The organism is Rhizobium sp. FY34 (assembly GCF_005222845.1).
Taxonomy (GTDB): Bacteria; Pseudomonadota; Alphaproteobacteria; order Rhizobiales; family Rhizobiaceae; genus Neorhizobium.
Genome location: NZ_STFZ01000007.1, coordinates 18,319 through 39,909, shown reverse-complemented (window position 1 = coordinate 39,909; position 21,591 = coordinate 18,319). Strand labels below are relative to the sequence as shown.

Annotated in this window: 11 protein-coding genes and 1 pseudogene; 7 read left to right on the top strand and 5 right to left on the bottom strand. The window is 56.5% G+C overall.

Annotation, left to right across the window (positions count from 1 at the left end; all coding sequences use genetic code 11):
- Positions 1-262: 262 nt before the first annotated feature.
- Genes E8M77_RS04990 through E8M77_RS04980 form a run of 3 tightly spaced genes read left to right on the top strand, consistent with a single transcriptional unit; the run spans position 263 to position 5,069 of the window.
- Positions 263-1,198, top strand: coding sequence for a tetratricopeptide repeat protein (locus E8M77_RS04990; protein WP_137129527.1), 936 nt, complete (start codon positions 263-265; stop codon positions 1,196-1,198).
- Positions 1,195-3,582, top strand: a complete 2,388-nt coding sequence (locus E8M77_RS04985; protein WP_137129526.1) for a glycosyltransferase — start codon at positions 1,195-1,197, stop codon at positions 3,580-3,582. The genes E8M77_RS04990 and E8M77_RS04985 overlap by 4 nt, the downstream gene beginning before the upstream one ends.
- 56 nt (positions 3,583-3,638) lie before the next feature.
- Positions 3,639-5,069 carry a glycosyltransferase family 4 protein gene (locus E8M77_RS04980; protein WP_170975749.1) on the top strand — a complete coding sequence of 477 codons (1,431 nt, stop codon included), beginning with the start codon at positions 3,639-3,641 and terminating at the stop codon, positions 5,067-5,069.
- Between the two features lie 185 nt (positions 5,070-5,254).
- Here the strand turns inward: E8M77_RS04980 and E8M77_RS04975 are convergent, their stop codons facing one another.
- The 5 genes from E8M77_RS04975 to E8M77_RS04955 all read right to left on the bottom strand — a co-directional run bounded on the left by E8M77_RS04975 (position 5,255) and on the right by E8M77_RS04955 (position 10,414).
- On the bottom strand, positions 5,255-6,667 hold the full coding sequence (locus E8M77_RS04975; RefSeq protein WP_137129524.1) for a cytochrome P450: 1,413 nt from the start codon (positions 6,665-6,667) through the stop codon (positions 5,255-5,257).
- A 62-nt stretch (positions 6,668-6,729) separates the two neighbouring features.
- Positions 6,730-7,641 (bottom strand): GDP-mannose 4,6-dehydratase, encoded by a 912-nt coding sequence (locus E8M77_RS04970; protein WP_170975748.1) that lies wholly within the window; start codon positions 7,639-7,641, stop codon positions 6,730-6,732.
- 374 nt (positions 7,642-8,015) lie between these two features.
- Positions 8,016-8,405 carry a DUF6165 family protein gene (locus tag E8M77_RS04965; protein WP_137129522.1) on the bottom strand — a complete coding sequence of 130 codons (390 nt, stop codon included), beginning with the start codon at positions 8,403-8,405 and terminating at the stop codon, positions 8,016-8,018.
- A gap of 39 nt (positions 8,406-8,444) precedes the next feature.
- On the bottom strand, positions 8,445-9,104 hold the full coding sequence (locus E8M77_RS04960; protein ID WP_137129521.1) for a CDP-alcohol phosphatidyltransferase family protein: 660 nt from the start codon (positions 9,102-9,104) through the stop codon (positions 8,445-8,447).
- 8 nt (positions 9,105-9,112) lie between these two features.
- Complete coding sequence (locus E8M77_RS04955; RefSeq protein ID WP_137129520.1) at positions 9,113-10,414, bottom strand: glycosyltransferase family 1 protein; 1,302 nt, start codon at positions 10,412-10,414, stop codon at positions 9,113-9,115.
- A gap of 191 nt (positions 10,415-10,605) precedes the next feature.
- On the opposite strand from E8M77_RS04955, the gene E8M77_RS04950 reads away from it, so the two are divergent.
- The 4 genes and pseudogenes from E8M77_RS04950 (at position 10,606) to E8M77_RS04935 (ending at position 21,588) form a co-directional block, all read left to right on the top strand.
- Complete coding sequence (locus E8M77_RS04950; protein ID WP_246659131.1) at positions 10,606-11,946, top strand: glycosyltransferase family 1 protein; 1,341 nt, start codon at positions 10,606-10,608, stop codon at positions 11,944-11,946.
- 44 nt (positions 11,947-11,990) lie between these two features.
- A pseudogene (cysC, locus tag E8M77_RS04945) lies at positions 11,991-12,587 on the top strand (adenylyl-sulfate kinase); the annotation flags it as partial.
- 107 nt (positions 12,588-12,694) lie between these two features.
- The gene (locus tag E8M77_RS04940) at positions 12,695-19,996 is read left to right on the top strand and encodes a type I polyketide synthase (protein ID WP_137129518.1); all 7,302 of its coding nucleotides are present in this window, start codon (positions 12,695-12,697) and stop codon (positions 19,994-19,996) included.
- A 227-nt stretch (positions 19,997-20,223) separates the two neighbouring features.
- Positions 20,224-21,588, top strand: a complete 1,365-nt coding sequence (locus E8M77_RS04935; protein ID WP_137129517.1) for an aminotransferase class I/II-fold pyridoxal phosphate-dependent enzyme — start codon at positions 20,224-20,226, stop codon at positions 21,586-21,588.
- The last annotated feature ends 3 nt before the right edge of the window (positions 21,589-21,591 follow it).

Here is a 21,591-nt window from a genome sequence, read left to right as displayed (position 1 = left end):
GTTTTAACGGTTCGCGACCAACCGTCAACCGTATCTTGAGTGGTTATTCCATATGAAATTTCGGGAATTGAGTACGTCAGGACGAAAGCTTCGGGAGAAGCACGTAAAAGGCCTGATTCTGCATCCTATCCAGGCCAGAGCGGCGAGGCAAAATTGACCGCGGTCGTCACCTGGCACCGCTCCATTGATGCATGGTGAGGTAAGCGAGGAACGTTGATCATAACTGAGACTTGCTTCCTCGATTCGGTCGCAGAATACTGGCGTGACGTCTTTGGTGTGGTATTGGTTGATCGGCAGTCGAGGGCGAGTTGACGTGATTTTAAAATGGGCTATGCGCAAAGTCTTCCGGGAGGCTGATCGCTATCGCGATCAGAAGCGTTGGAGCGAAGCCGCGCAAGTCTATCGAAGCGGCCTCGATCGGTTTCCCTCGGCCTGCGGTCTCTGGGTGCAATACGGGCATATGCTCAAGGAGCTGGGCCAACAGACCGAAGCGGAAGAAGCCTATCTCAAGGCCCTCTCCCTAAAACCTGATGATGCCGACATCCATCTTCAGATAGGGCACCTTTATGTATTGATGAAGAACCCGCAGAAGGCCGAGGCCTGCTACCGCCGCGCGGCACATCTGGGATCCAGGGATCCTCATGTCAAACGTTTTGTGCAGTTGTCGCTCGAGGATGGGTCTGATGCACTACACTCCGCCGAAGATTTCTTCTTTCAGGGGGACCGCCATCGCGACAAGGGGCTATGGCGCGAGGCGGCGCAGTTCTATGAGAAGGGATTGGTAAGGTCTTCGCGTCCATTCCCCTATCTCGTCCAACTCGGCAACGTTCTCAAGGAAGCCGGCGATCTCGACGCTGCGCGCCAGGCGTATGAGCGCGCACTGGCAATCGACAGGCTGGATGCCGATCTGCATCTCCAGATCGGTCACCTTGGACAAAGGGCCGGCAAACGTCAGCAAGCGATGGAGAGCTATGAGCGAGCTGTCGCCCTGGGATGCCGTGATCGATTCGTATTGGACACACTTTCCCGTAATGGCAGGGCGCACATGGTGACACGGCACGCTCTCGCAGGCTTCCTTCCAGACCACCGCCGCGAGGAATTTCTGAAAGGAGATCCGGCGATAAGTTTTGCCGGAATGGTGTTGGAGGCATCGTCCCGCCGCGAGGACCGCCTTGGCCAGGGCAAGCGTGAACAATGACCCCTAAACGTATTTTCTGGTTGGGCGCCGATAATGTCCTCAATGGCATTGAAGTTTGCCAGTTGCGCGAGATGGGATTTGAGGTTTTCAACCCAGCCCGTGCAACATTGATTAATAACGTCTCAGCTGGCCTGATGATCGACGGCAAGCTGCAGACGACCCTGGCGCGGGACATACTTGCCAAGCTCATGGCGACGGATTTTTTTGGCAGACGGCTGACGCCAGAGATTGCGGACCTCGTCGAGAGTCATTTTGATGCGGTCGTCATTGCGGGTAATCCCGCATGGTTGCGGGGTTTCGTCGAGTCTTTCCGCAGACCAATCATATTCCGGACCTATGGTATCGCGCAAAACCTGTCCGAATATCTGATCAACGCCGGCCTTTGGGAAAGGCTTGTGGGCCGGGATAATTTTACCGTCATTCCTTTTTGCCCCGAATCCATCGAAGAGGAAAGCCGGTGGTTTCACGACCTGTGCCAGGACTATGTGCCCTACAGGCTCGCTGATGATGTGTATTCCCATTCCGGCTTGTGGAGCCGCGTAAAAAAACACGATCCGGTCATTGCCACGTCCATACCGGATCTGGAGGATCCTCTTCATCGGACAGCCTATGAAACCTTCAACATGGAATATCCGCACAAAGTCTTCAGGATCTACGGCTCCCAGCAACGCCATCATCCGGATGCACGGGTCTTGGGAAACATCGAGCGGCAGACTTTCCTGCGAAGTCTCGCGCAGTCGTCTGGCTTTTTCCACCCACACCGCGAGTGGGCTGGCGATCTTTCCCCCATCGAAATGATGGAACTTGGCGGACCCGTGCTCTATGCGCCAGGCTCGTTGCTGGCGCGCCTCTTGCCCAGGAACACACCCGGCCTGATAGACAACAGGGTCAGTAGCGAACGCAAACTACGCTATCTGCTTAACGACGATGCGCATTTCATATCCGATGTGATAAGCTGTCAGGAAGCCGTACGGCAACGTTTTGAGCGCATTCGCGTCCGACCCGTCTTCGAAGAGGTCTTTTCTAGACTTCTTGGCAACATGCCCCAGAGGACGATGCTCGCTGAAACGGAAAAGAGCGATTCCCCCAGCCACTTGTCCGCCCCGATTGACATTGGCGGGCATCGCAAGCCTGCGAGTACACGAACAATCGCGCTATTCATGCATGCTGATGGACTGAATTCGTTCTTCGGCGGTGGCTGCCACCTCCTTGAAGGAGTGCGACCGATGGTGGATGCAGTGTTGCGAACAACCAACCGCACGACGGACTTTCACCTCCTGGTAAGCTGCCTGTCTTCACAGAAAAGCGACGTCTACGATCGATTCGCAGCAGAGATCCACAGCGGACGCATGGAGCTTCACGTTATCGAAGCCGAAGATGGAATCGGTAGTGAGTTCATTGAAGAACTGGCACGGCTGAGTTTCATCGAACGGCTGAACAGCCGTGAGGACGTTTGTCTGGCCATCATTCCTCACCCCACACTCTTTCCAGAAAGCCTGCTTCTGGAGCACCCTGTTTCGCTCTATTTACCAGACTATCTTCCTCTCCTGCTTGCAAATGTCACGTCAGGTCGTAGCGATGGCCAAGAGGCTGAGACTGCAAATGTCGCGAGAGCTCTGATCGGCAGGGCATCGACTATCTTTACGGCTCGGGAGGCGGGAGCCGGTCCACTGGTCGCCGCCGGAGTGATCGAAGCAGCTGCCGTGGACAGATTCATCGCTCTCCCGCTTCGACCTGTTTCCTGTGAACAAGCGGCCTTGCGTGATTCGAACCGGGAAAACCGGATGGAAGATCGCATCGCAGGGCGCCGCTTTCTCTTTTACCCCGCAGCCAACCGACCGGGCGGGAACATCGCGTTCTTCCTCAAATCATTCGCCTCGCTGCGACAGATGCATCCTGACCTTCTGGCCGTGCTGACCGAACCGCTGGCTGCCAATTCGCCGGCAAGAGCGATCGCCGATACCTTCAGTCTTCATCCGCATCTGGAAATCGTGCATCAAGCGAGTGACGCCGATATCGCTTGGCTCAACCGAAACGCGGCCGTTGTCTGCATGACATCCACCCGTGAGAACGGGTTTCCCGCGCCGCTGCGCGATGCGCTCACCTATGGTGCTCCGGCGATCGTGATGCGATTGCCGGAAATTACCGAGATTTTGGGAGATGAAGGGGAGCATCTTCTCCTGTGCGCACCTCTCGACATGGCGGATTTCAGCGAAAAGGTCGAATTCGCCCTTGAGCAGCGTGATCGCGTATTGCAGGGACAGTCGAGGGTTCTGGCTCTTCTCAACGAGAGGGGGGCAACTGACATTTTTGCCCAGAGGCTGAATCAGATGCTGGGTATCGCGTTGGGGAACGCGGTGGATAGGGACAAGGCATGCGTATAGGGATCATGGTACCTGGGCTGTTGCCCCATGACGCAGTGGGCAACGATGCCTTGGGCATGTACAATGCGCTCATACGCCGCGGCTTCGAATGCCATATTTTCACAGCGAATGGTGAAACGCGACATCCAGTCCCAGTCTACGGCTATGATGATCTCCCCCTGCTGCTCGGACGCAAGGATGATCTTGTTATCTATCACTACTGCATTGCCGATCCACGCGGACTTCAGGTGTTACGGCGGGCTCAGGTCAATGTCGTAGTCAGATATCACAATGTCACGCCCGCATCCTTCATGATGAAGTATGATCCGGATTTTGCCAGGTGGTGTCGCCAGGGCCGGGAGCTTCTGGCGGATTTCAGCCAGTTGCCGCTGATTGGAATTCTCAGTGACTCCGACTACAATGGCGCCGAAGCCGCGCGCCTGTGCCCGCCGGAAATTGCGGCGGCGACCTTGCCGCCGTTTCACAGGATCGAAGAACTCTTCAGCTTTGCGGACGATCGTGCCATTCAGGCGAAACTGTCCGAAAACTGGTTCAATATCCTGACTGTCGGTCGGATCGTGCCCAACAAGGCGCTTGATATCATGCTTGAGGCGTTTGCAAGGGCGCTGAAGGACGATATTTCCGGTGTTGCCTTACACATTGTCGGCCAACGCGATCCCCGGTTATCCGGCTATTGGCAAATGCTTGACGAACTGATCGAGCAACAGGAGATAGCCGCATCGGTCGTTTGGCATGAGGGAGCCTCTGCAACGCGACTTGCGACACTTTACCGAAATTGCGATCTCTTCTGGACAACCAGCCAACACGAAGGCTTCTGTGTTCCCGTCGTTGAAGCCATGGCATTCGGCCTTCCTGTGCTGAGTTCCAGCCAGGCCGCCTTGCCAGAGACCTGCGGCAGCGCAGCTATTCTGGCCGATGGGGTTGAGGAAACGGCGAGTGAACTCGCCCGTCTTGTCACGGATGACCTTTTGCGCATGGAACTGGCTGAAAACGGCCGCTTGCGCTATCGCAATGTTTTCCGACTGGGTGATCTGGAGCGCCAGTTTGTTTCAATCATTGAACGCTTTTCCGATCTTTCGCAGCATGTCGGCGATGACGCCTCCGCGCCGCTCGCCGGCGACTGGTTCGGCATACCGGACGCTGAAATTCTGGCTCGAAAAGCCCTTGAATGCACTCCCCAAACTTCCGCCTACCAGTTTTCAGGCTCTGAGCGGAGAAGGAACTTCATCGATTGGACGATCCGCCAGGGTCGCCTGCTCTCCGCAGATGTGCGGGAATGCCTGCGGTCGGAGGCGTTTCGCCACTTCGCCGAGGAACTTCATGTACCGGAAACGGCACTACACCTGAAGCCTCAGATGCGTCTGGCATGGCATTTCGATGCTGAGGCGAGAACTGGCTTTACCCTGGATTCCGCGCAGGACGTGGCCGCATTTCTCAGGTGGTACCGGGAAAATGCAGCGACCTCCTATGAGCCCTGCTTTTCGTAAAGGGCAGTTATACCAAGTGTCGATCGGTGGTTCGGAAGCTCGCTGTCGAGACCATGCCTTGGAGCCAGATGCGAGGGAATGACGGGCTCGGCCACCAATTTCCACATTTGTAGGGCTTACAACAGGCAGACACTGCCGGTGAAGGAAATACGTCCAATTCGCCGCCTTTTCCGATTCTGGTATATTTAGGCTCTTCGCTCCAGTGTTGCTGGCAGCCCGTCCTGCGGACGTAGTGTCAGACGCGCGCCGGGGATAGCGACATGACCGTCGGGAACCACGACTCGAAAATTCCTAGCAAGGATGGCAAGGCACAGAACGGCTTCGGTCAAACCGAAATGCAGGCCGGGGCACACCCGTGGACCACTGGCAAAAGGAATGTAGCTATAGGGGATGGGCTTTCGCCCGTTCATGAACCTTTCGGGCTTGAACAGGTGAGGATCTTCAAAAAGCTCTGGCGTACGATGCAGGAGCCACGGCACCATCAGGATGAGCGATTGCGCCGGTATGTCAATGTCTCCGAGGCGATCCGCTTTCATGTTCTGACGCGCGAGAATGGGGACCGGAGGGTAGAGGCGCAGGGTTTCCTCGATCACCGCCTTGCACAGTTCCAGTCTGGGAACATCATCCATGGTTGGCACCCGATCACCGCAAACGCGGTCTATCTCCTGATGCAGCGCCTTTTCAACCCAGTGCGCGCGCGACAGCAGGTACCATGCCCATGTCAGGGTCGCCGCCGTGGTTTCATGCCCTGCCATGAAAATCGTGGCGGCTTCGTTGCGCAGGGCGATGACATCGAGCTTCAATTCGGGATTGCGCTGTCGCCGGCGAATCAGAAGGTCCACCATGGAGTGGTGATCACCGCGCCCAGCAAGGTGATCTTCCACCACCTTATCGACAATGCCGTGAATTTTCCTGACAGAAGAACGCAAGGACGGCGTTTTCATCACGGGCAATCCATTATCAAAACCGATGAAGTAGGCCAGATTGATACTATCGATCAGCGATTGGTATTTGGTAAAGCTGTCGGTGACGGCATCTGCCCTGTCCTTGCCAAGGTCGTTGCCGAAAACGCTGCGGGCAATGATTTCTGCGGTCAGTCCGGCCATTTCGTGCAGCACGTTGATTGTCCTGCCCGCAGGCAGGGTTTCCCAGCGCTGCACCAGTTCCTGAGCCGTGGTCTGCATGATGGGACCGAAACTGGGCACACGGTTCATGTGAACAATGTCGGAAACCAGCGCTCTGCGGTTCTTCCAGGTCTCTCCGTCGGAGATAAACAGCCCGTCTCCAAGCAGAACTTCCAGTGCCCTGCGCATCTGCGGGCTCTTGCGCTGATAGTTCTCGTGCCGCTTCACCACGACTTCCCGGATGAATTCCGGGGAATTCACCAGCACGATCTTCCGGCCAAGCAACTGGATCGAGTCGATCTTGGACCGGAAGTCATCCTCCCGCCATATGGACAGAAAATCCTTGCGAGCATGCAGCAGGAGTTGCAGTTTTGTCCCGCGCGTCGCGTCAAATGGGGCCGCATGTGCCGGTTCAAAACTGTTAGAGGTCAGTCGATCAATGTATCTGATGGGCGCACTTCGCCAACCGAACATGGCATTCCCCTGCTGCTACGATGAAAATGCCAAAGACCCGAATCCCAGAAGATCGGCAGGTGTCAGCGATGGTGACGTCTAAACTGTTCTAGAATATCTGCGAGCGTCTGTTCGAGCGGAATTTGTGGTTGCCACCCTGTTGCCAGTTGAAGTGCGGAACAATCCCCTTCTGCTGAGGGAATATCGGAAGGTCGCGACCGCTCCGGATCCTGTTCCACATTGATCGGCGTTCGGGCAAGAGAAAGCAGCGCCCCCAATATATTGCGAACAGGCACGCTTTGCCCGGAACAGATGTTGAATACACTCCGCATGGGAAGGTCTTGTGATTGTTGCAAGAGAGAAACATATGCACGAACCACATCGCGAACGTCCAGAAAGTCGCGCAAGCTTTCAAGATTTCCAACGAGCATGGAAGAGGCTTCACGACTGCTTTCTATCCGTGCGATTTGTGCGGCAAAACTCGGCACCACGAAGCGTTCATCCTGTCCGGGTCCAGTGTGATTGAAGGGACGCACGTTAATGAGCCGGTTTGTTGAAGACAGAATGTCCGCAAAAATTGCTTCCGCCGCAATCTTGGTTCGCCCATACACGTTCAATGGCTTGATCGGTGCACCTTCGTTGACGCGTCCACTCAGGAAACTGCTCCCATAGACTTCCGAACTGCTGACGTTGAGTACAGTAGCCTTCGGCGCATGTTCAGCAATCGCTTCGGCCAGGGCGATCGCCGAGCCAACATTAACCCTCCAAGTGCTGCCTGGCTTCGCAGTCACGGTTGACCGGGCTGCCAGATGCATAACACAATCAGGTTGAACTTCGCCGATGATCTTTTGCATGGCCGCAACGTCAGTCACATCACCCCGAATGCAGCCTGGTCGGTTTCCACGTGTCAGCAATGACAGTGTGGCCTTCGGATATGCCAGCTTCAGTGCGGTCACCAGGTGCGAACCGACGAAGCCGCTTGCGCCCGTAATCAAGATCTTTCCGAAAGTCTCCAAAGCGACGCCCCCGAACTGCTATGGTTTTTGCAACTATGATAACCCGTTGAAGGGTGATGTTGTTATCCACATCTTCCATCCGTCACCAGCGGGAATAGCGGTGAATTCAGTCAAGGGAGATGAGGTTCGAGACGATATAGCCGCATCCGCACCGACCACGCATCTGACACTTTCGCCAAGACCAAGCGCATCGTCTTGAAGCGGATCGGCATCGCAACCGGAAACTATGGCTCCGCCTCAGGCGACAGAGAATAGCTGGGGATGACGACTATCCTGCATAGCCTCATCCCAGCTTGGAACGTGTTTTCCCTGGCCTCAGTCTCAAGGCTGCGAATGCTTGGCCAGCTGGCTCGTCATTTATGGCTCTTCTCTTCAAAGATCTTTGAACCGAACAGCATGTTTATTTCGCGCTTGAACGCCGCGCGGCGATCGTTGTTTCGATAGGTTGCTCGGGCTGTAGAGATGAAAGTTTCGTCTGCAACGCTATCGGCCGCATACTGACGCACGACGTTTTCCGCGTCCCATATCGCTTCATTCACAGCTTTCAGCTGTGCGTAGAGTTCTAGAAGCCGCGCATCGCCATGTTGCGGCAGATCTTGCGCGAGTTCCGACAACTTTCCGAGCTCGAACGTCACATTGGCCAATTTGCCGGCGTCCTCAATGCGCTCTCTCTTGATCTCGAGGATCGAGATCTTGTCATAGAGTTCTCCGATGGAAACCGGAACAAGGATGAATTCGCTCATGGAACCTTTCCGCCGAAACTTCCCAGGATTCAGGAAGAATTATTCGACTATCTTGCGTGCCTTGCTGATTAATTCGAAAATAAAAAGGGCAATTAAGCCCAAAAATATCACGAGGAGAAGTACATCGCACCACGTGAATGACAGACCGGCAGCGACGAAGGTGGGAGCGCCGATTGTCATGATCGCGAGATTGAGGACGACAATGCCGATGCGCATCTCCGTGGGGCCGAAGCCTGCGACATCGATTTTAAACTCTCCCTGAACAAGGCTGTAAACCAGGACGTAAACCGCCAGCATGTGATACGCGGTCAGCATGAGCAGCGCCACATCGAGACGCACCCAGGGCGACAATCCGATGCCTATGGCGATCAGGAGATTTCCGATCAGATCGACTGTCTGATCCAGAAAAAATCCGAACTTTGGACGCTCTACACCCCGTACGCGGGCGACCGTTCCATCGAGGGAATCGCCAAGCCAATGAATGACGATGCCAAGGTTGGCGAGCCACAGATACCAAATCTCGATATTGCCAAGACTGTAACCGGTGAGAACAACCAGCGCACCAAAAACCCCGAAGCCCGTCAGCAAGTCCGGCGTGACAAAGCCGGGAAGCCTCTTCGCGATAGCAATCAGCACACGCCTTTCTGCCGCCGCGATGAAACTGCCGTTGTGACGTTGAACTGAAAAATTCGATGGCATGGCGCGACTTATTCGAGAACTGGTGTGTAGTTGCAATTATCGGCCTTGCCGGAATCGGCAAGAAATTCATCGGATGTCTGATATCTGGCGGACCGCATAGCGGCGCACTGGTCCAGAAACCCGGCGACAATCGTGCTGTATTGCCGCGGGCTGATGAATTCATCAGAACCATTGGCAGCGACAGGCGGACTCCCGTTCTCCACCCAGTTCACAATCGTCTCTGCCCATCCCGTCACATCGTCGGTCGGCAGGAAGCAGGCGTCTGCCCCGGCGACTTCGCGATGTGCAGGTATGTCGGACACGATTACCGGAACACCCAGTTTTCTTGCCTCGACTACAGGTAGGCCGAAACCTTCGTTGAGAGAAGGCATGAGCAAGGCGACTGCGCCTTGTAAAAGATTGGTCAGAGCGGGGCTGGAAAGCCCCGAAATCGGATGTATGTGTCCGCGGGTCGCATCGCATTTCTCAAAGCGATCGAGGATATCGGCCCCGTTCCAGCCGATGGAACCGACGATGACGAGATGCGGCGCGGACGATCCGGCCGCGGCCACGAGCTTTCGCCAAACGTCCAGAAGAAGCAGGTGATTCTTGCGCGGTTCTATACTGCCGCACACGACAAAATAGCGCGACGTTGAAAGTTCCGATGCAACCGATGATGTCGAGCTGAAAACATCGGCAACCGGCAGGGCCTGCGCAAGCGTGGGTAGCGCAGACTCACGATGTCGCGCAATTGCACTGCTAACCGTTTGCCGGACATGCTCGGTCGTCACGATGAGCGCCTGCGCGTAGTCCGCCGTTGTCTTGATCATCCTTGCATGATGTCGGACAGATGAGGGCGCCACATGATCCGGCATGTCCAGCGGGATCACGTCATGCAGCATGAACACGGGAGTAATGTCAGGCCTCTTCTTCAGCCAGCGCATCAGGATCGGGATCGCCAGCATGATCTGGCCAATATTCAGGTAAACAGTGCCTTGGGGGAGGCATTTCTTTGCGGAACGGCCGAAGGAAAATCCGGTGGCACCGATCAGGCGCAACATACGCCGCAACCGCGTGAAAAACGACATCGGCTTTCTATTTTGCTGCGATACACCCGGATTTTCATGATGTCCATTGAGGCGCTCCACAAGCGCAGCAAGGCGCAGATCATGCTCATGAGACTGATTTTCAGCCCACATCGCCTCAAGCTCACGAAGGCCGCGACGGACGCGCTCCGCTTCGTATATCCGAATGCCCCAAGCCGTCGGAAGAACACCAACCACCAACCTGTCAGGCGCCGAGAACAGTTCGTTTGCCAGGACAAGCTCCACCCGATCTATGCCACGCGGAGTCCGACTGAGCGGCCCGAGGAACAATCTGGTCACATCATATGCAAGAGGGGCTCGCAATGGCGTGGCTCCGATCACTGGTATTTGCCGCAGTCTTGACACTATGGTGCCACTTTGGCAAGCCGAGCATGATCGCTACGGCGTGCATAACGCATCGTCTGAAAGAATATCCGATGAAGAAATCACCTGTGGCGCCCACGGTCATGATTGACGGCTTCAATCTTGGCCTGTCTCGAGGGACGGGAGTTGCAACCTATGCCCGCAATCTCAGCTACGAGTGTCATAATATCGGCCTGAAAACCGATATCCTCTATGGATTGCCCTGGGTAGAGCACAACCATTCAAAGCTTGCTACGGAGATATCCTTCTTCGATTCGGAGATGTCTCCATCACCTTTTGCAATGGCATTCAGAACAGCTAGACGCTTCATGCCCAGGCCTGGTGGCTATCGGCCCGTGGAGATCCCGATTTCGGGCGAAGTCATAACGCGCCCGCTGGCGTCACGCCTTCCCTACTTCGACAAAATCAGGAACGTTTCCGACCTCTACAGCGCAGCGGAGTACCAGTATGCCATGACCGGCCGCTTTCAGAGGGTCCGGAATGTCGGCGGGGCGCAGGTGATGCACTGGACATACCCCCTACCACTTCGGCTTTCAGGGGCGCGCAATATTTACACACTGCACGACCTTGTACCGCTGCGACTGCCCTATGCTACCTTGGATAGAAAATCCGCTTATCTTAAGCTTGTCCGCCAATGCGTGCGCGAGGGCGACCGTATCGCAACGGTATCGGAAGCATCCCGCGCAGACATCATCCGCATGCTGGATTGCCCGCCCGAGAATGTGGTGAACACCTATCAGTCTGTGGATTTTCCAGATCATCTTCTCAACATGTCGGAGGATGAAATCCGGGCCAAGGTCGAGGGAATTTTCGGACTAAACTACAAGAAATACTTCATGTTTTTCGGCGCCATAGAACCCAAGAAAAATGTCGGTCGGATCATCGAATCATTCTTGAGTTCCGGGATTGATGCGCAGCTTGCACTCGTTGGACCAACAGGCTGGCAGTCTGAGCAGGAAATGCGCTTCTTCAATTCCGTGTCCCAACAAGCCGCCAGACTTGGGGTTGGCGGATCATCTCAAGGGCAGAAGTTGTTCCGCTTTGAGTTCGTTCCTCTTCCACTGCTCGTCGCCCTCATCAAGGGAGCTCGGGCAACGGTTTTTCCGTCTCTCAGCGAAGGCTTTGGCTTGCCCGTGCTTGAAAGCATGATTCTGGGGACACCCGTGATTACCTCACAGATAGGAGCCACGGCGGAAGTGGCAGCAGACGCGGCGCTACTTGTCGATCCATACGACACACGGGATATTGCGGAAGCCATGCGAGCGCTTAACGGTGATGACGAGTTGCGAGACAAACTCAGCAAATTGGGGAAGGAGCGCGCGCAGTGGTTTGCGCCAAGCCGCTATCGTGAGAGACTTAGAGTTCTCTACGACGGATTGATTTCATGCCCATAAAGACGAATGAACCTCTCATCGACAGCAAAGGGAAGAGCACTCCACAGGCGGCCAACCCTATTTCTTGGCAAGAGGCAATGGTTTCAGGGCATTCTCGCGCCGACTTGAAGGGGCAGCGTGCAGCGGTATTTTGGTTGACTGGCTATTCGGGGTCAGGAAAATCAACGATAGCAAATCACGTGGAGCTTCAACTCCATGCAGCAGGGCGACACACCATGCTCCTCGACGGTGACAACATCCGACATGGACTTTGTCGCGACCTTGGGTTTAGCTATGAGGATCGAGTAGAAAACATTCGTCGCGTGGCCGAAGTCGCCAAGTTGATGACAGAAGCCGGTCTGATTGTCATCAGTTCGCTCATCTCACCCTTTCGCGCGGAGCGTCAAGCTGTGCGCGACCTGTTCCAAGAGGGTGAATTCATTGAAGTCTTTGTTGATACGCCGCTTGAAGAATGCATCAGACGCGATCCGAAGGGCCTGTATAAACGTGCTATGAGGGGCGAAATTCGCGACTTTACGGGAATAGACTCGGCCTATGAGGCTCCGGTGCAACCTGAAATTCATCTCCAGACACTGCAATACGGCCCAGAGGCACTGGCAGCAAGCATGATCGCATTTCTTGAAAGTCGTGATGTATGCTGATACGAGCAGACTTGATTTTAATGTATGCCAAGGCGCGTGGCTCAGGTAGGTTATCTCCAAGAGAGGCCAAGGCCTTTGTTTGTGGTTGGTTTGAAGTGAGGTAGGTTTTGTTTGTTGCTCCAGGGCAGGTCGAAATTGCGATCGTTGGAGCGGGATGCCGACTTCCAGGCGCAAAGAATCGAATTGAATTCAATAATTTGATCTCCTCTGGAGTTTCTGCGGTCGCAAGCGGGCCGCAGGGACGCTGGAATGTCGACAAGTTTTTGCATCCCAACCCCTCGATGCCGGGGTTTTCCTACACATTCGCTGGCGGTTATCTCGAAGACATCTTTGATTTCGACCCTGTTGTATTCGGCATGTCACCGCGCGAGGCCATGGAAGCCGATCCGCAACAACGGCTTCTGCTTGAAACGGTCTATGAGGCGCTTGAGGATGCTTGGATGCCTCGTAGCAGCCTGCGTGGCAAGGATGTCGGCGTCTATGTCGGCGCTTCGAGCCTAGATCATGGCAGTATCATGGCGGCAGATCCGGCAGCCATCGATCGCTACTTCATGACCGGCAATACGCTCTCGGTGATCTCCAACCGCCTGTCGCACAATTACGACTGGCGCGGGCCGAGTTTCACCGTCGATACGGCCTGTTCCTCATCGATGGTGGCCTTCGTTCAGGCAATATCGGACCTGGCTGCCGGTCGGGTGGAGACGGCTATCGTTGCCGGCGTGAATTTGCTCTTGAATCCAATGTCCTTTGTCGGATTTTCGCGTGCATCGATGCTATCGCCGACCGGTCTGTGCCGACCTTTTTCAAAGGGGGCGGACGGGTATGTTCGTGGCGAAGGCGCCGTCGCGTTTGTCCTAAGGCGCGCAGACGCAGTCGTGCCGGGTTCAGCCAGGGCCTGGGTCCTGGCAGGAGGCATGAACAATGACGGCCGGACGTCAGGCATCGCACTGCCAAGTGCAGAAGGACAGGCCAGACTTCTCGACGAAATCTACGGCGGCGCCGACATTTCACCGGACAAACTTGCATTCGTTGAGGCGCACGGCACGGGAACGCAGGTGGGTGATGCCGTCGAAGCGAGCGCACTTGGTGCGGCGCTGGGCAGGAAGCGTTCTTCACCGCTGCCCGTCGGATCCGTAAAGTCGAACCTGGGCCATCTCGAACCAGCATCGGGTGTGGTCGGCATTCTGAAAGCCATCCACGCGCTGGAGACTCGACGCCTGCCAAGGTCGCTGCATCTCGACGAACTGAACCCCTATATCGATTTCAACGATATCGGAATTACTCCCGCCGTGCAGGCCATCGATCTTGCGCGCGAAGGACAAGTGTTCTGCGGGGTATCCTCGTTCGGTTTTGGCGGAACAAATGCGCATATCGTATTGCGTTCGGCCGAAACTGTAGCAAAGCCCGTGGCTGGCATTCACGAACAATCGCCCTATCTGGTACTGTCGGCGGCGACACGTGAAGCGCTCCTTGAGAACGCCGCCCTGCATGCCGATGTTGTTGCCAAAACGGGCGCACCCGATACCGTCGCTCTTGCCCTAAACAGCGCGCGCGATCGCCTGCCCCATCGCCTCGTTGTTCCCTCAGGGGATGCACATGGCGTTGCAGAAGCGCTACGTGCCTTTGCCGAAGGCCGGAAAGAAGCTCGCGTCATCGAAGGCACGGCGCTTCCTGCCCCGAAGATCTGCTTTGCAGTTTCCGGCAATGGCACACTGACTGTCGATCTCACGCGGGCAGCGTTCACTCACAATGAGACCTTCCGCGCCAAGTTCCTTGAGGTTGCGGAGATATTCCGCGCGCAAACCGGCGACAATCTCGAACATGATCTTTTTGCAGAGGATTACGAAGAGCGGAAGTCCTCGGCCTCCTTCCTGCAACCATTGATGTTCGCGTTTCACTACGCGATAGCTGGAACCTACATCGCAATGGGCGTCCGACCGGATCTGATACTCGGACACAGTTTCGGGGAGATTTCGGCGGCCTGCATCGCGGGCGCGATCACACTCGAAGATGCGGCGACAATAATAGCGGTCAGGGCGGCCTGCCAGGAGCGCATGCGTGGCCTTGGAGGCATGGCGGTCTTTTCCGCAGGGGTCGATGAAGTTGCCGCCCTGATCGAAACCGTCGATACCGCTTCACTGGAGATTGCCGCCGAGAACGGACCGTCTTCCACCACTGTGACCGGCACGTTTGCAGATGTCAAAACGATGATTGCGGCTGGGCGCCGCAAACGAATCGCAGGGCGGATGCTGGACCTGCAGTATCCCTTCCACTCGAAACTTCTGGATGAGCTGGAGCCGGAGCTTCTGAAAGGCCTGTCCTCCATCCAACCCCGCCAGCCGCACACTCCCTTTATCTCAACTGTTGCGGGAGAGGCCGTCGGAGACCGTCTTCTCGATGCCGGGTACTGGTGGGAGAACTTTCGACGTCCCGTTGCCTTCCGGCAAGCCGTGGAAACCGCCCATTCCCTTGGCGCCAATCTCTTCATCGAGATTTCGCAGCGCCCCATTCTCGTAACAGCAATCGGCCAGACCCTGTCTGCGCTCGGCTCGGACGCGCGCGTGATCACCAGTCTTCAGGCCGAGAGCGGTGAGGAACTGCATGATCCCATGGCGGGCGGCATTGCCCGCGCCGTCGCCAACGGCGCAGCCACAAGCGGAGATGCCGCACGACTTGCATTTGTTGATCGCTCGATTGCCCTGCCGCACTATCCTTGGCAGAAGCGCACTTTCCACTTTGAAGAGACTCCTCAACATCTCGATATTTTCGGCTCCGGCCGCAGCCATCCGCTCATAGGCGAGCGTCTCTTCAAGGGTTCGCAGGAATGGCGCGTTTCGCTGGACAGTACACTCGTCCCCTACCTCGCCGATCATGTCGTGGATGGGGAAGTTGTCGTTCCCGGATCGGCGATCGCCGAGATGATGCTGGCGGTTGGACGCGTCATCAACGAAGCCACACCGCTTTCCGTTGAAGATCTCGATATTCTCCAGGCGATGACACTGCCTTCGGACAATCTTCGCGAGGTCTGCATACGGCACATGCCCGCAACAGGTGTTGTTGAGGTGCTCAGCAGGCTTCAACGCAATTCCGGCGATTGGACACTCAATGCACGTGGCCGGCTCACTCCGGCCTCGGACATCCTGCCCTGGTCTTTACCTGCCGCCGAACATTTCAGCCCTGTGGATGTGGACGGGGTTTATCGCAAGGCCACGGAAGTGGGCATGTATTATGGTCCGGCATTCCGCCGGCTCAAGAGTATTCTGCGCCACCACTGGACGATCCGCCTTGAACTGGAGCCGGTAGCAGTCGATGCGGCCTCTACGAGACCGGCCCATGTTCTGCATCCAGCGAGTATGGATGCGTGTTTCCATGCACTTTTCCATGAACTGGAAAACGACAACACGACGGGGCGCAGAAGCTATCTGCCCATCAGGTTCGGCAAAATCACGGTTTTGCAGGCCCACGCCGGCATTGCTTCCGCCATTTTGAAGATCGACACCAAGACGGACCAGTGGCTTTCGGTATCGGCAACCCTTTTCGATTGCGAAGGCAATACCGTTGCACGGCTCGAAAAGGTTCTCCTTCGCTCGGTGGTTTTGTCCCAGGGCGATGAGCCAGCGCATCTTCTGGGTACCGAACTCTGGCGAGACGAGGATGTTGAGGTTGAGCCGGAGTGGCTGACTTCCCATATGAGGGCCTCGCAGGTCACCAGTTGCGAAGATGCGCTTGCCCTTCTCAACGCGCACATGTGTTCAGTTGCCTATGACGCTCTGCGCCCGCTCTGCGACACGAAACGCCGTGTGGACTTGCGCGAAGCAGTTGCCCGTTCCGCCCTTGCTCCGGAAGCAGTGACCTATGCTGAAACCCTGCTGACGAACCTAACGGGTGCAGGCATCGCCGAATGTCGCGACGATGGCTCATGGATCTTGCCAGCCCGTAGCGGATTGCCGGAAGCGGAGCGAATTCTCGCGACATTCATCGCTGACTATCCTTCCGCCGCATCCGAAATCATGCTGGCTGCCGGCACGATGGGCGGGACCAGTGAGTATCTGGCAACGGGTAAGCCACTCGTGCATCGCGAGGCGGTGGTCAAGCGATTTGCAAGCGACACGCTTCTTCTGAAACCGGCAACCGATGCCCTCAATGCACTTCTCAACGCACTGATCGACAGGGCAGATCCTGTCAGGCCGCGCGTCGTCATTTCAGCCTCTCACGCCGAGGGACTTCTCTCCGCACTCGTGCCGCTGGCGACGAGCCACAGAATACGGCTCGCCATTGCAGGCAGGAATCACGCTGAGGCCCGACATCTGGCGATACAATTGCCGGAAAACTGCCCGGTTCAACTTGTCGATCTGTCGGATGGCCTATCCCTGCCGCGCGCGGGCAGTTTCGACCTTGTCCTTTCCTCGTTGTCTGTGCGACAGACGAATATTGATGAAGTCGCCGAGAAACTCGGCGGTATGTTGACGGCAAAGGGTGTCTTTCTGGTCGTGGGGATACAGCCGTCATCTTTGCTCGACTTCTATTTCGGTGCGCAGCCTCACTGGTTCACGAGCAAGCAAGGCAGTCATGCTTCGGTCGAAAGACCGCCTTCTGCCGAAGAGGTGATCAACGGGATGGCTCGGTCTGGCATTCACCACATCGAGAAACTGACAACCGACATCTCCAAATGCTTCATCATTGGTGGCAGGCGTGGAAAGGGCGACGCAAAAGCTGTGCCCGCAGTGAAGTTGCTGCATCGCGAAAATTGCCGCGTCGCCCCACTTCTGCGTGATGGTCTTGCGATATCCGCCGGCGTGCCGGAACAAGATCAGCGCGATACGGTTTGTCTGCTCGTTCCTGGCCAAGCAAATGAGCAAGGTGAACTGCCGCTGTTGATCGAATTGGCGATGGACGCAGCCAGCCAGGGAGATGGCAGGCTGTGGTTCGTGACATCTGCGGCATTCGGCGAGGATGTGCGCCCGGCAAGCGAAGCAATCTGGTCTTTTTGTCGTGTGCTGACAAACGAGTATCCACAGCGAGATATCCGTTTGCTGGACTATAGCCCGACAATCGAAGCAGCCGAGATTTCCGCTCGAATCGGCGCCGTTCTGGCAGATCATCGCAATGAGAGAGAAGTGCATCTTGATGCCAAAGACCGCTTCGCAGTCAGGATCGTTCCCTTGCAGCAGCAATCTGCCGGCACGCCGCAGGCGCTGACCCTGACGCTGCCGCCTGGTCGAGGCATCGCCGATCTATCATGGCGCCCTTCCAATCGGAGAGAGCCGGATCAAGGCCAGATCGAGGTCGAGGTCGAGGCAACGGGACTGAACTTCCGCGATGTCATGCTTGCCATGGGACTTCTTTACGACGACGTTCTGGATGGTGGAGTAGCAGGCGCGGTTCTCGGATTCGAATGTGCAGGCCGCGTGACCTCTGTCGGCAAAGGTGTCACAGGCCTTTCCATCGGCGATCATGTATGCGGGGTCGCCAGCGAGGCGTTTTCCACACATGTGACAGCGCCCGGTTCGAACTTCATCAAGATCCCGGAAGGCCTGGATCCGCAAAAAGCGGCAACCATTCCCGTTGCGTTTCTGACCGCCTGGTATGGGTTGGTGGAGATGGCACGGCTGAAGGCGGGCGAGACCGTCCTAATCCACGGCGCAGCCGGAGGGGTTGGGCTGGCGGCGCTGCAGATCGCCAAGGCCCGCGGCGCAAAGGTCGTAGCGACTGTCTCGACCCCGGACAAGCGGGCGCTTGTGCAGCTTCTTGGTGCCGATGCCGTTTACGATTCCCGCACGACCGATTTCCAGGAATATGTGAACAACCGCCATGGCGGTGTCGATGTGGTACTGAACAGTCTCGCAGGCGATGCCATGCGTGCCAGCTTGAAGTGCTTGAAACCTTTCGGCCGCTTCGTGGAACTCGGCAAACGCGATTATATCGGCAACACGGAAATCGCGCTTCGCCCCTTCAGGCGAAACCTCTCCTATTTTGGCGTAGATGTAGACCAGCTTTTCTCCGATCACCCAAAGGTTGCCGCGCGTGGCCTTTCTTACATCCTGAAAGGTTTTCAATCCGGCAGGTTTATTCCTATACCCCATACTGTTTTCCGGGGAGAATTCGCAGCGGAAGCCATGCGGCTGATGCAGGGTGCCGGGCATATCGGCAAGATCGTCATATGTCCGCCGCGAATCGAGGCTCCCGGAGATGATCGAACCGCAATACCAGGACCGTTTAAACCGGAGGAAGGCACGCAGCTTATCGTCGGTGGCACCGGTGGGTTCGGTTTCGCCACCGCTCTCTGGCTGGCGGACAGGGGAGCCAAACATATCGTTCTGGCATCCCGAAGCGGTCGGCTGGGCGAGGAGGAAGCCGCGCAGCTTGGGCAATTTACTGCTTGCGGAACAACTCTGACGGTCCTGCCGCTGGATGTGTCCAATGCCGTTGACGTGGAAGCGCTTGTGCTGCGTGTGTCGCAGACCATCGGGCCGATCAGCGGCGTCTATCACGCCGCAGCGGTGCTCCATGACGCCCTTGCCGCAAATCTCCTGCCGGAACAGATCTCATCCGTGCTCTTGCCGAAAGTTGAGGGAACGTTCAATCTCGATCGCGCAACCCGTTCGCAGCCAGTCAGAGATTTCGTGGTTTTTTCCTCCGAGGCCTCGCTCGTGGGCAATCCGGGACAATCCGCCTACGCCGCCGCCAATGCCTTCATGCACGGGGTCGTTAGGCAGAGACGAAAGGCAGGACTACCCGGCTTGGCCGTGGGATGGGGTGCCATTTCGGATGTCGGCATCCTGGCACGCGATGCAAGCGTTGCTCGCAAGCTGGAGCGGGCGACAGGCGCGCAAGGGCTGAGGGCTACAGAGGCTCACGCCATGCTTGGGGACCTCTTGGCGCGACAATCGACACTCACGGATCCCGTAGTCTATTTCGGCAGAATGCGTTTTGAAAGCGTCGCACGGGATCTGCCTGTGGTGCAATCACCAACGTTCGGCCTCTTGTTCCGGTCGGACGGTGAGATGGAAGCCGGCATTGAAAGCGATCTGCTTGCACTTCTGGCAACGAAGCCACAGGATGAGGCGATGTCGATCCTGACGGGCGTCATTACCGCGGAAGTGGCGGAGATTCTTCGCGTTTCCCCAGGTGATATCGACATTCACCAGCCTCTCGGCTCACTGGGACTGGATTCTCTCATGGCCCTAGAGCTACGCATGAGTCTTGAGAGCAAGTTTGGATTGGAACTGCCGCTGATGGCAATTACATCTGTGCAAAACCTTAAGGATCTTGCCTCGCGCGTTCTGGAAATCCTGCATGCATCCGTCACAAATGTTGATACGGAGAGTGACGGGCTGCAAGATGCCCTTTATCATATGCATGTCGGCTCCAGGGACGACACATCCGAGGTAGTTGAGACCATCTACTAGTGGATTGAATTTGAAATCTGTTACCCGCTTGCGGAGTGCTCTTCGAGCCCATTTCAAATTCGAAAATTCCATTAGAAACATCGTTATGCGAGTTGTTCTCATGATTACGACATTTGCTCGTGAGGATAGTGTTCAGGGATGCAAATGTCGGAATCGAACCACTAGGGCTTGGCACCGGTTTCGGCCTGGTGCTGTTATCTAACTTGTTCTGGGGGGCATCTGCCGTAATGGCCAAGGCAAAGAATACAGGCCGGCTTTCTGCTGCCGAGCGCGCATCGCTGTTGCAAACATCAAGAATCACCGCGCCTGTGACGGTTCAAGTCCGTCCGTCCCAGGTGGTCGTGGAACGAGATGTGTCGTTCGAGACACTGCCGGGTTACAAGACGATTCAGATCCAGAAGCAGGCCGCCGACATACTCGGCCTTAGCAATCCTTTCTACCGTAAGCATCAGGCGCGTGCGGGAGCGCGGTCGGTGGTGGACGGCAGGGGCATTCTCAATTTTGCATCCTACGACTATCTGGGCCTGAACGGGCATCCACGCATAACCGAAGCTGTCTGTGCCGCGGCCCGTGAATGGGGAACGAGCGTCTCGGCCAGCCGGCTGACAGCCGGTGAGCGGGATTGCCACCGACAGTTCGAGGCTCGGCTGGCTGAAATCTATGGAATGCAGGATTGCCTCGTTCATGTCAGCGGGCACGCCACCAATGTTTCGACAATTGGAAGCCTGATGGGTCCGAAGGATCTGATCGTCCATGATTCGCTTGCCCACAACAGCATCGTTGTAGGCGCTCATCAGTCTGGAGCACATCGGATCGTTTTTGCCCACAACGACATCGAATCCCTTGCCGAAATCCTCAATCAACATCGCGATCGCTATGAACGGTGCCTTATCGTCACCGAGGGACTTTTTTCGATGGACGGTGACGGACCGGACCTCGCAGGGCTTATCGAACTGAAAACGCGCTTCGGAGCGTGGCTTATGATCGATGAAGCGCATTCGCTTGGGGTTCTCGGCGCAACGGGACGAGGATTGGCGGAACGCCAGGGAATAGATCCCGCGCAGGTGGACATATGGATGGGCACGCTCTCCAAAACGCTTGTCAGTTGCGGCGGGTACATTGCAGGGCCGGCGGCGTTGATCGAATACTTGCGGTTCAATTCACCGGGCATGGTCTATTCTGTCGGCTTACCCGTGCCCGCGACCGTGGCCGCCATGACGGCGCTTGAGATCATGTTCGATGAACCCGATCGGATCCGCAGGCTTCAGGCAAATGGGAAACGTTTCCTTGATGGCGCCAAGGCCAGGGGACTGGATACGGGAACGAGTTGGGGACTGGCGATAACGCCCCTTATCCTGGGTGACAGCCTGCGGGCAGTGATGCTGGCCGACCGCCTTTTCCGGCGGGGTATCAATGCTTTCCCGATCATTCCGCCAGGTGTTCCCGAGAAATCCGCGCGCCTTCGGTTTTTCATATCGGCCTCCCACGAACCATCGGATATCGACGCCGCCGTCGATGCCGTTGCGGAAGAATTCGAGACGCTTTCTGCAGAAGGAATATCCGTCGAGACAGTCGCGCGGCAGATGCGCTGAGCG

Excerpts from the sequence above, each read along its gene's own strand:
- E8M77_RS04980 (WP_170975749.1), top strand. The coding sequence starts at position 3,639 with ATGTACAATGCGCTCATACGCCGCGGCTTCGAATGCCATATTTTCACA.
- E8M77_RS04935 (WP_137129517.1), top strand. The coding sequence starts at position 20,224 with ATGGCCAAGGCAAAGAATACAGGCCGGCTTTCTGCTGCCGAGCGCGCA.
- E8M77_RS04950 (WP_246659131.1), top strand. The coding sequence starts at position 10,606 with ATGAAGAAATCACCTGTGGCGCCCACGGTCATGATTGACGGCTTCAAT.
- E8M77_RS04960 (WP_137129521.1), bottom strand. The coding sequence starts at position 9,104 with ATGCCATCGAATTTTTCAGTTCAACGTCACAACGGCAGTTTCATCGCG.
- E8M77_RS04975 (WP_137129524.1), bottom strand. The coding sequence starts at position 6,667 with ATGTTCGGTTGGCGAAGTGCGCCCATCAGATACATTGATCGACTGACC.
- E8M77_RS04965 (WP_137129522.1), bottom strand. The coding sequence starts at position 8,405 with ATGAGCGAATTCATCCTTGTTCCGGTTTCCATCGGAGAACTCTATGAC.
- E8M77_RS04985 (WP_137129526.1), top strand. The coding sequence starts at position 1,195 with ATGACCCCTAAACGTATTTTCTGGTTGGGCGCCGATAATGTCCTCAAT.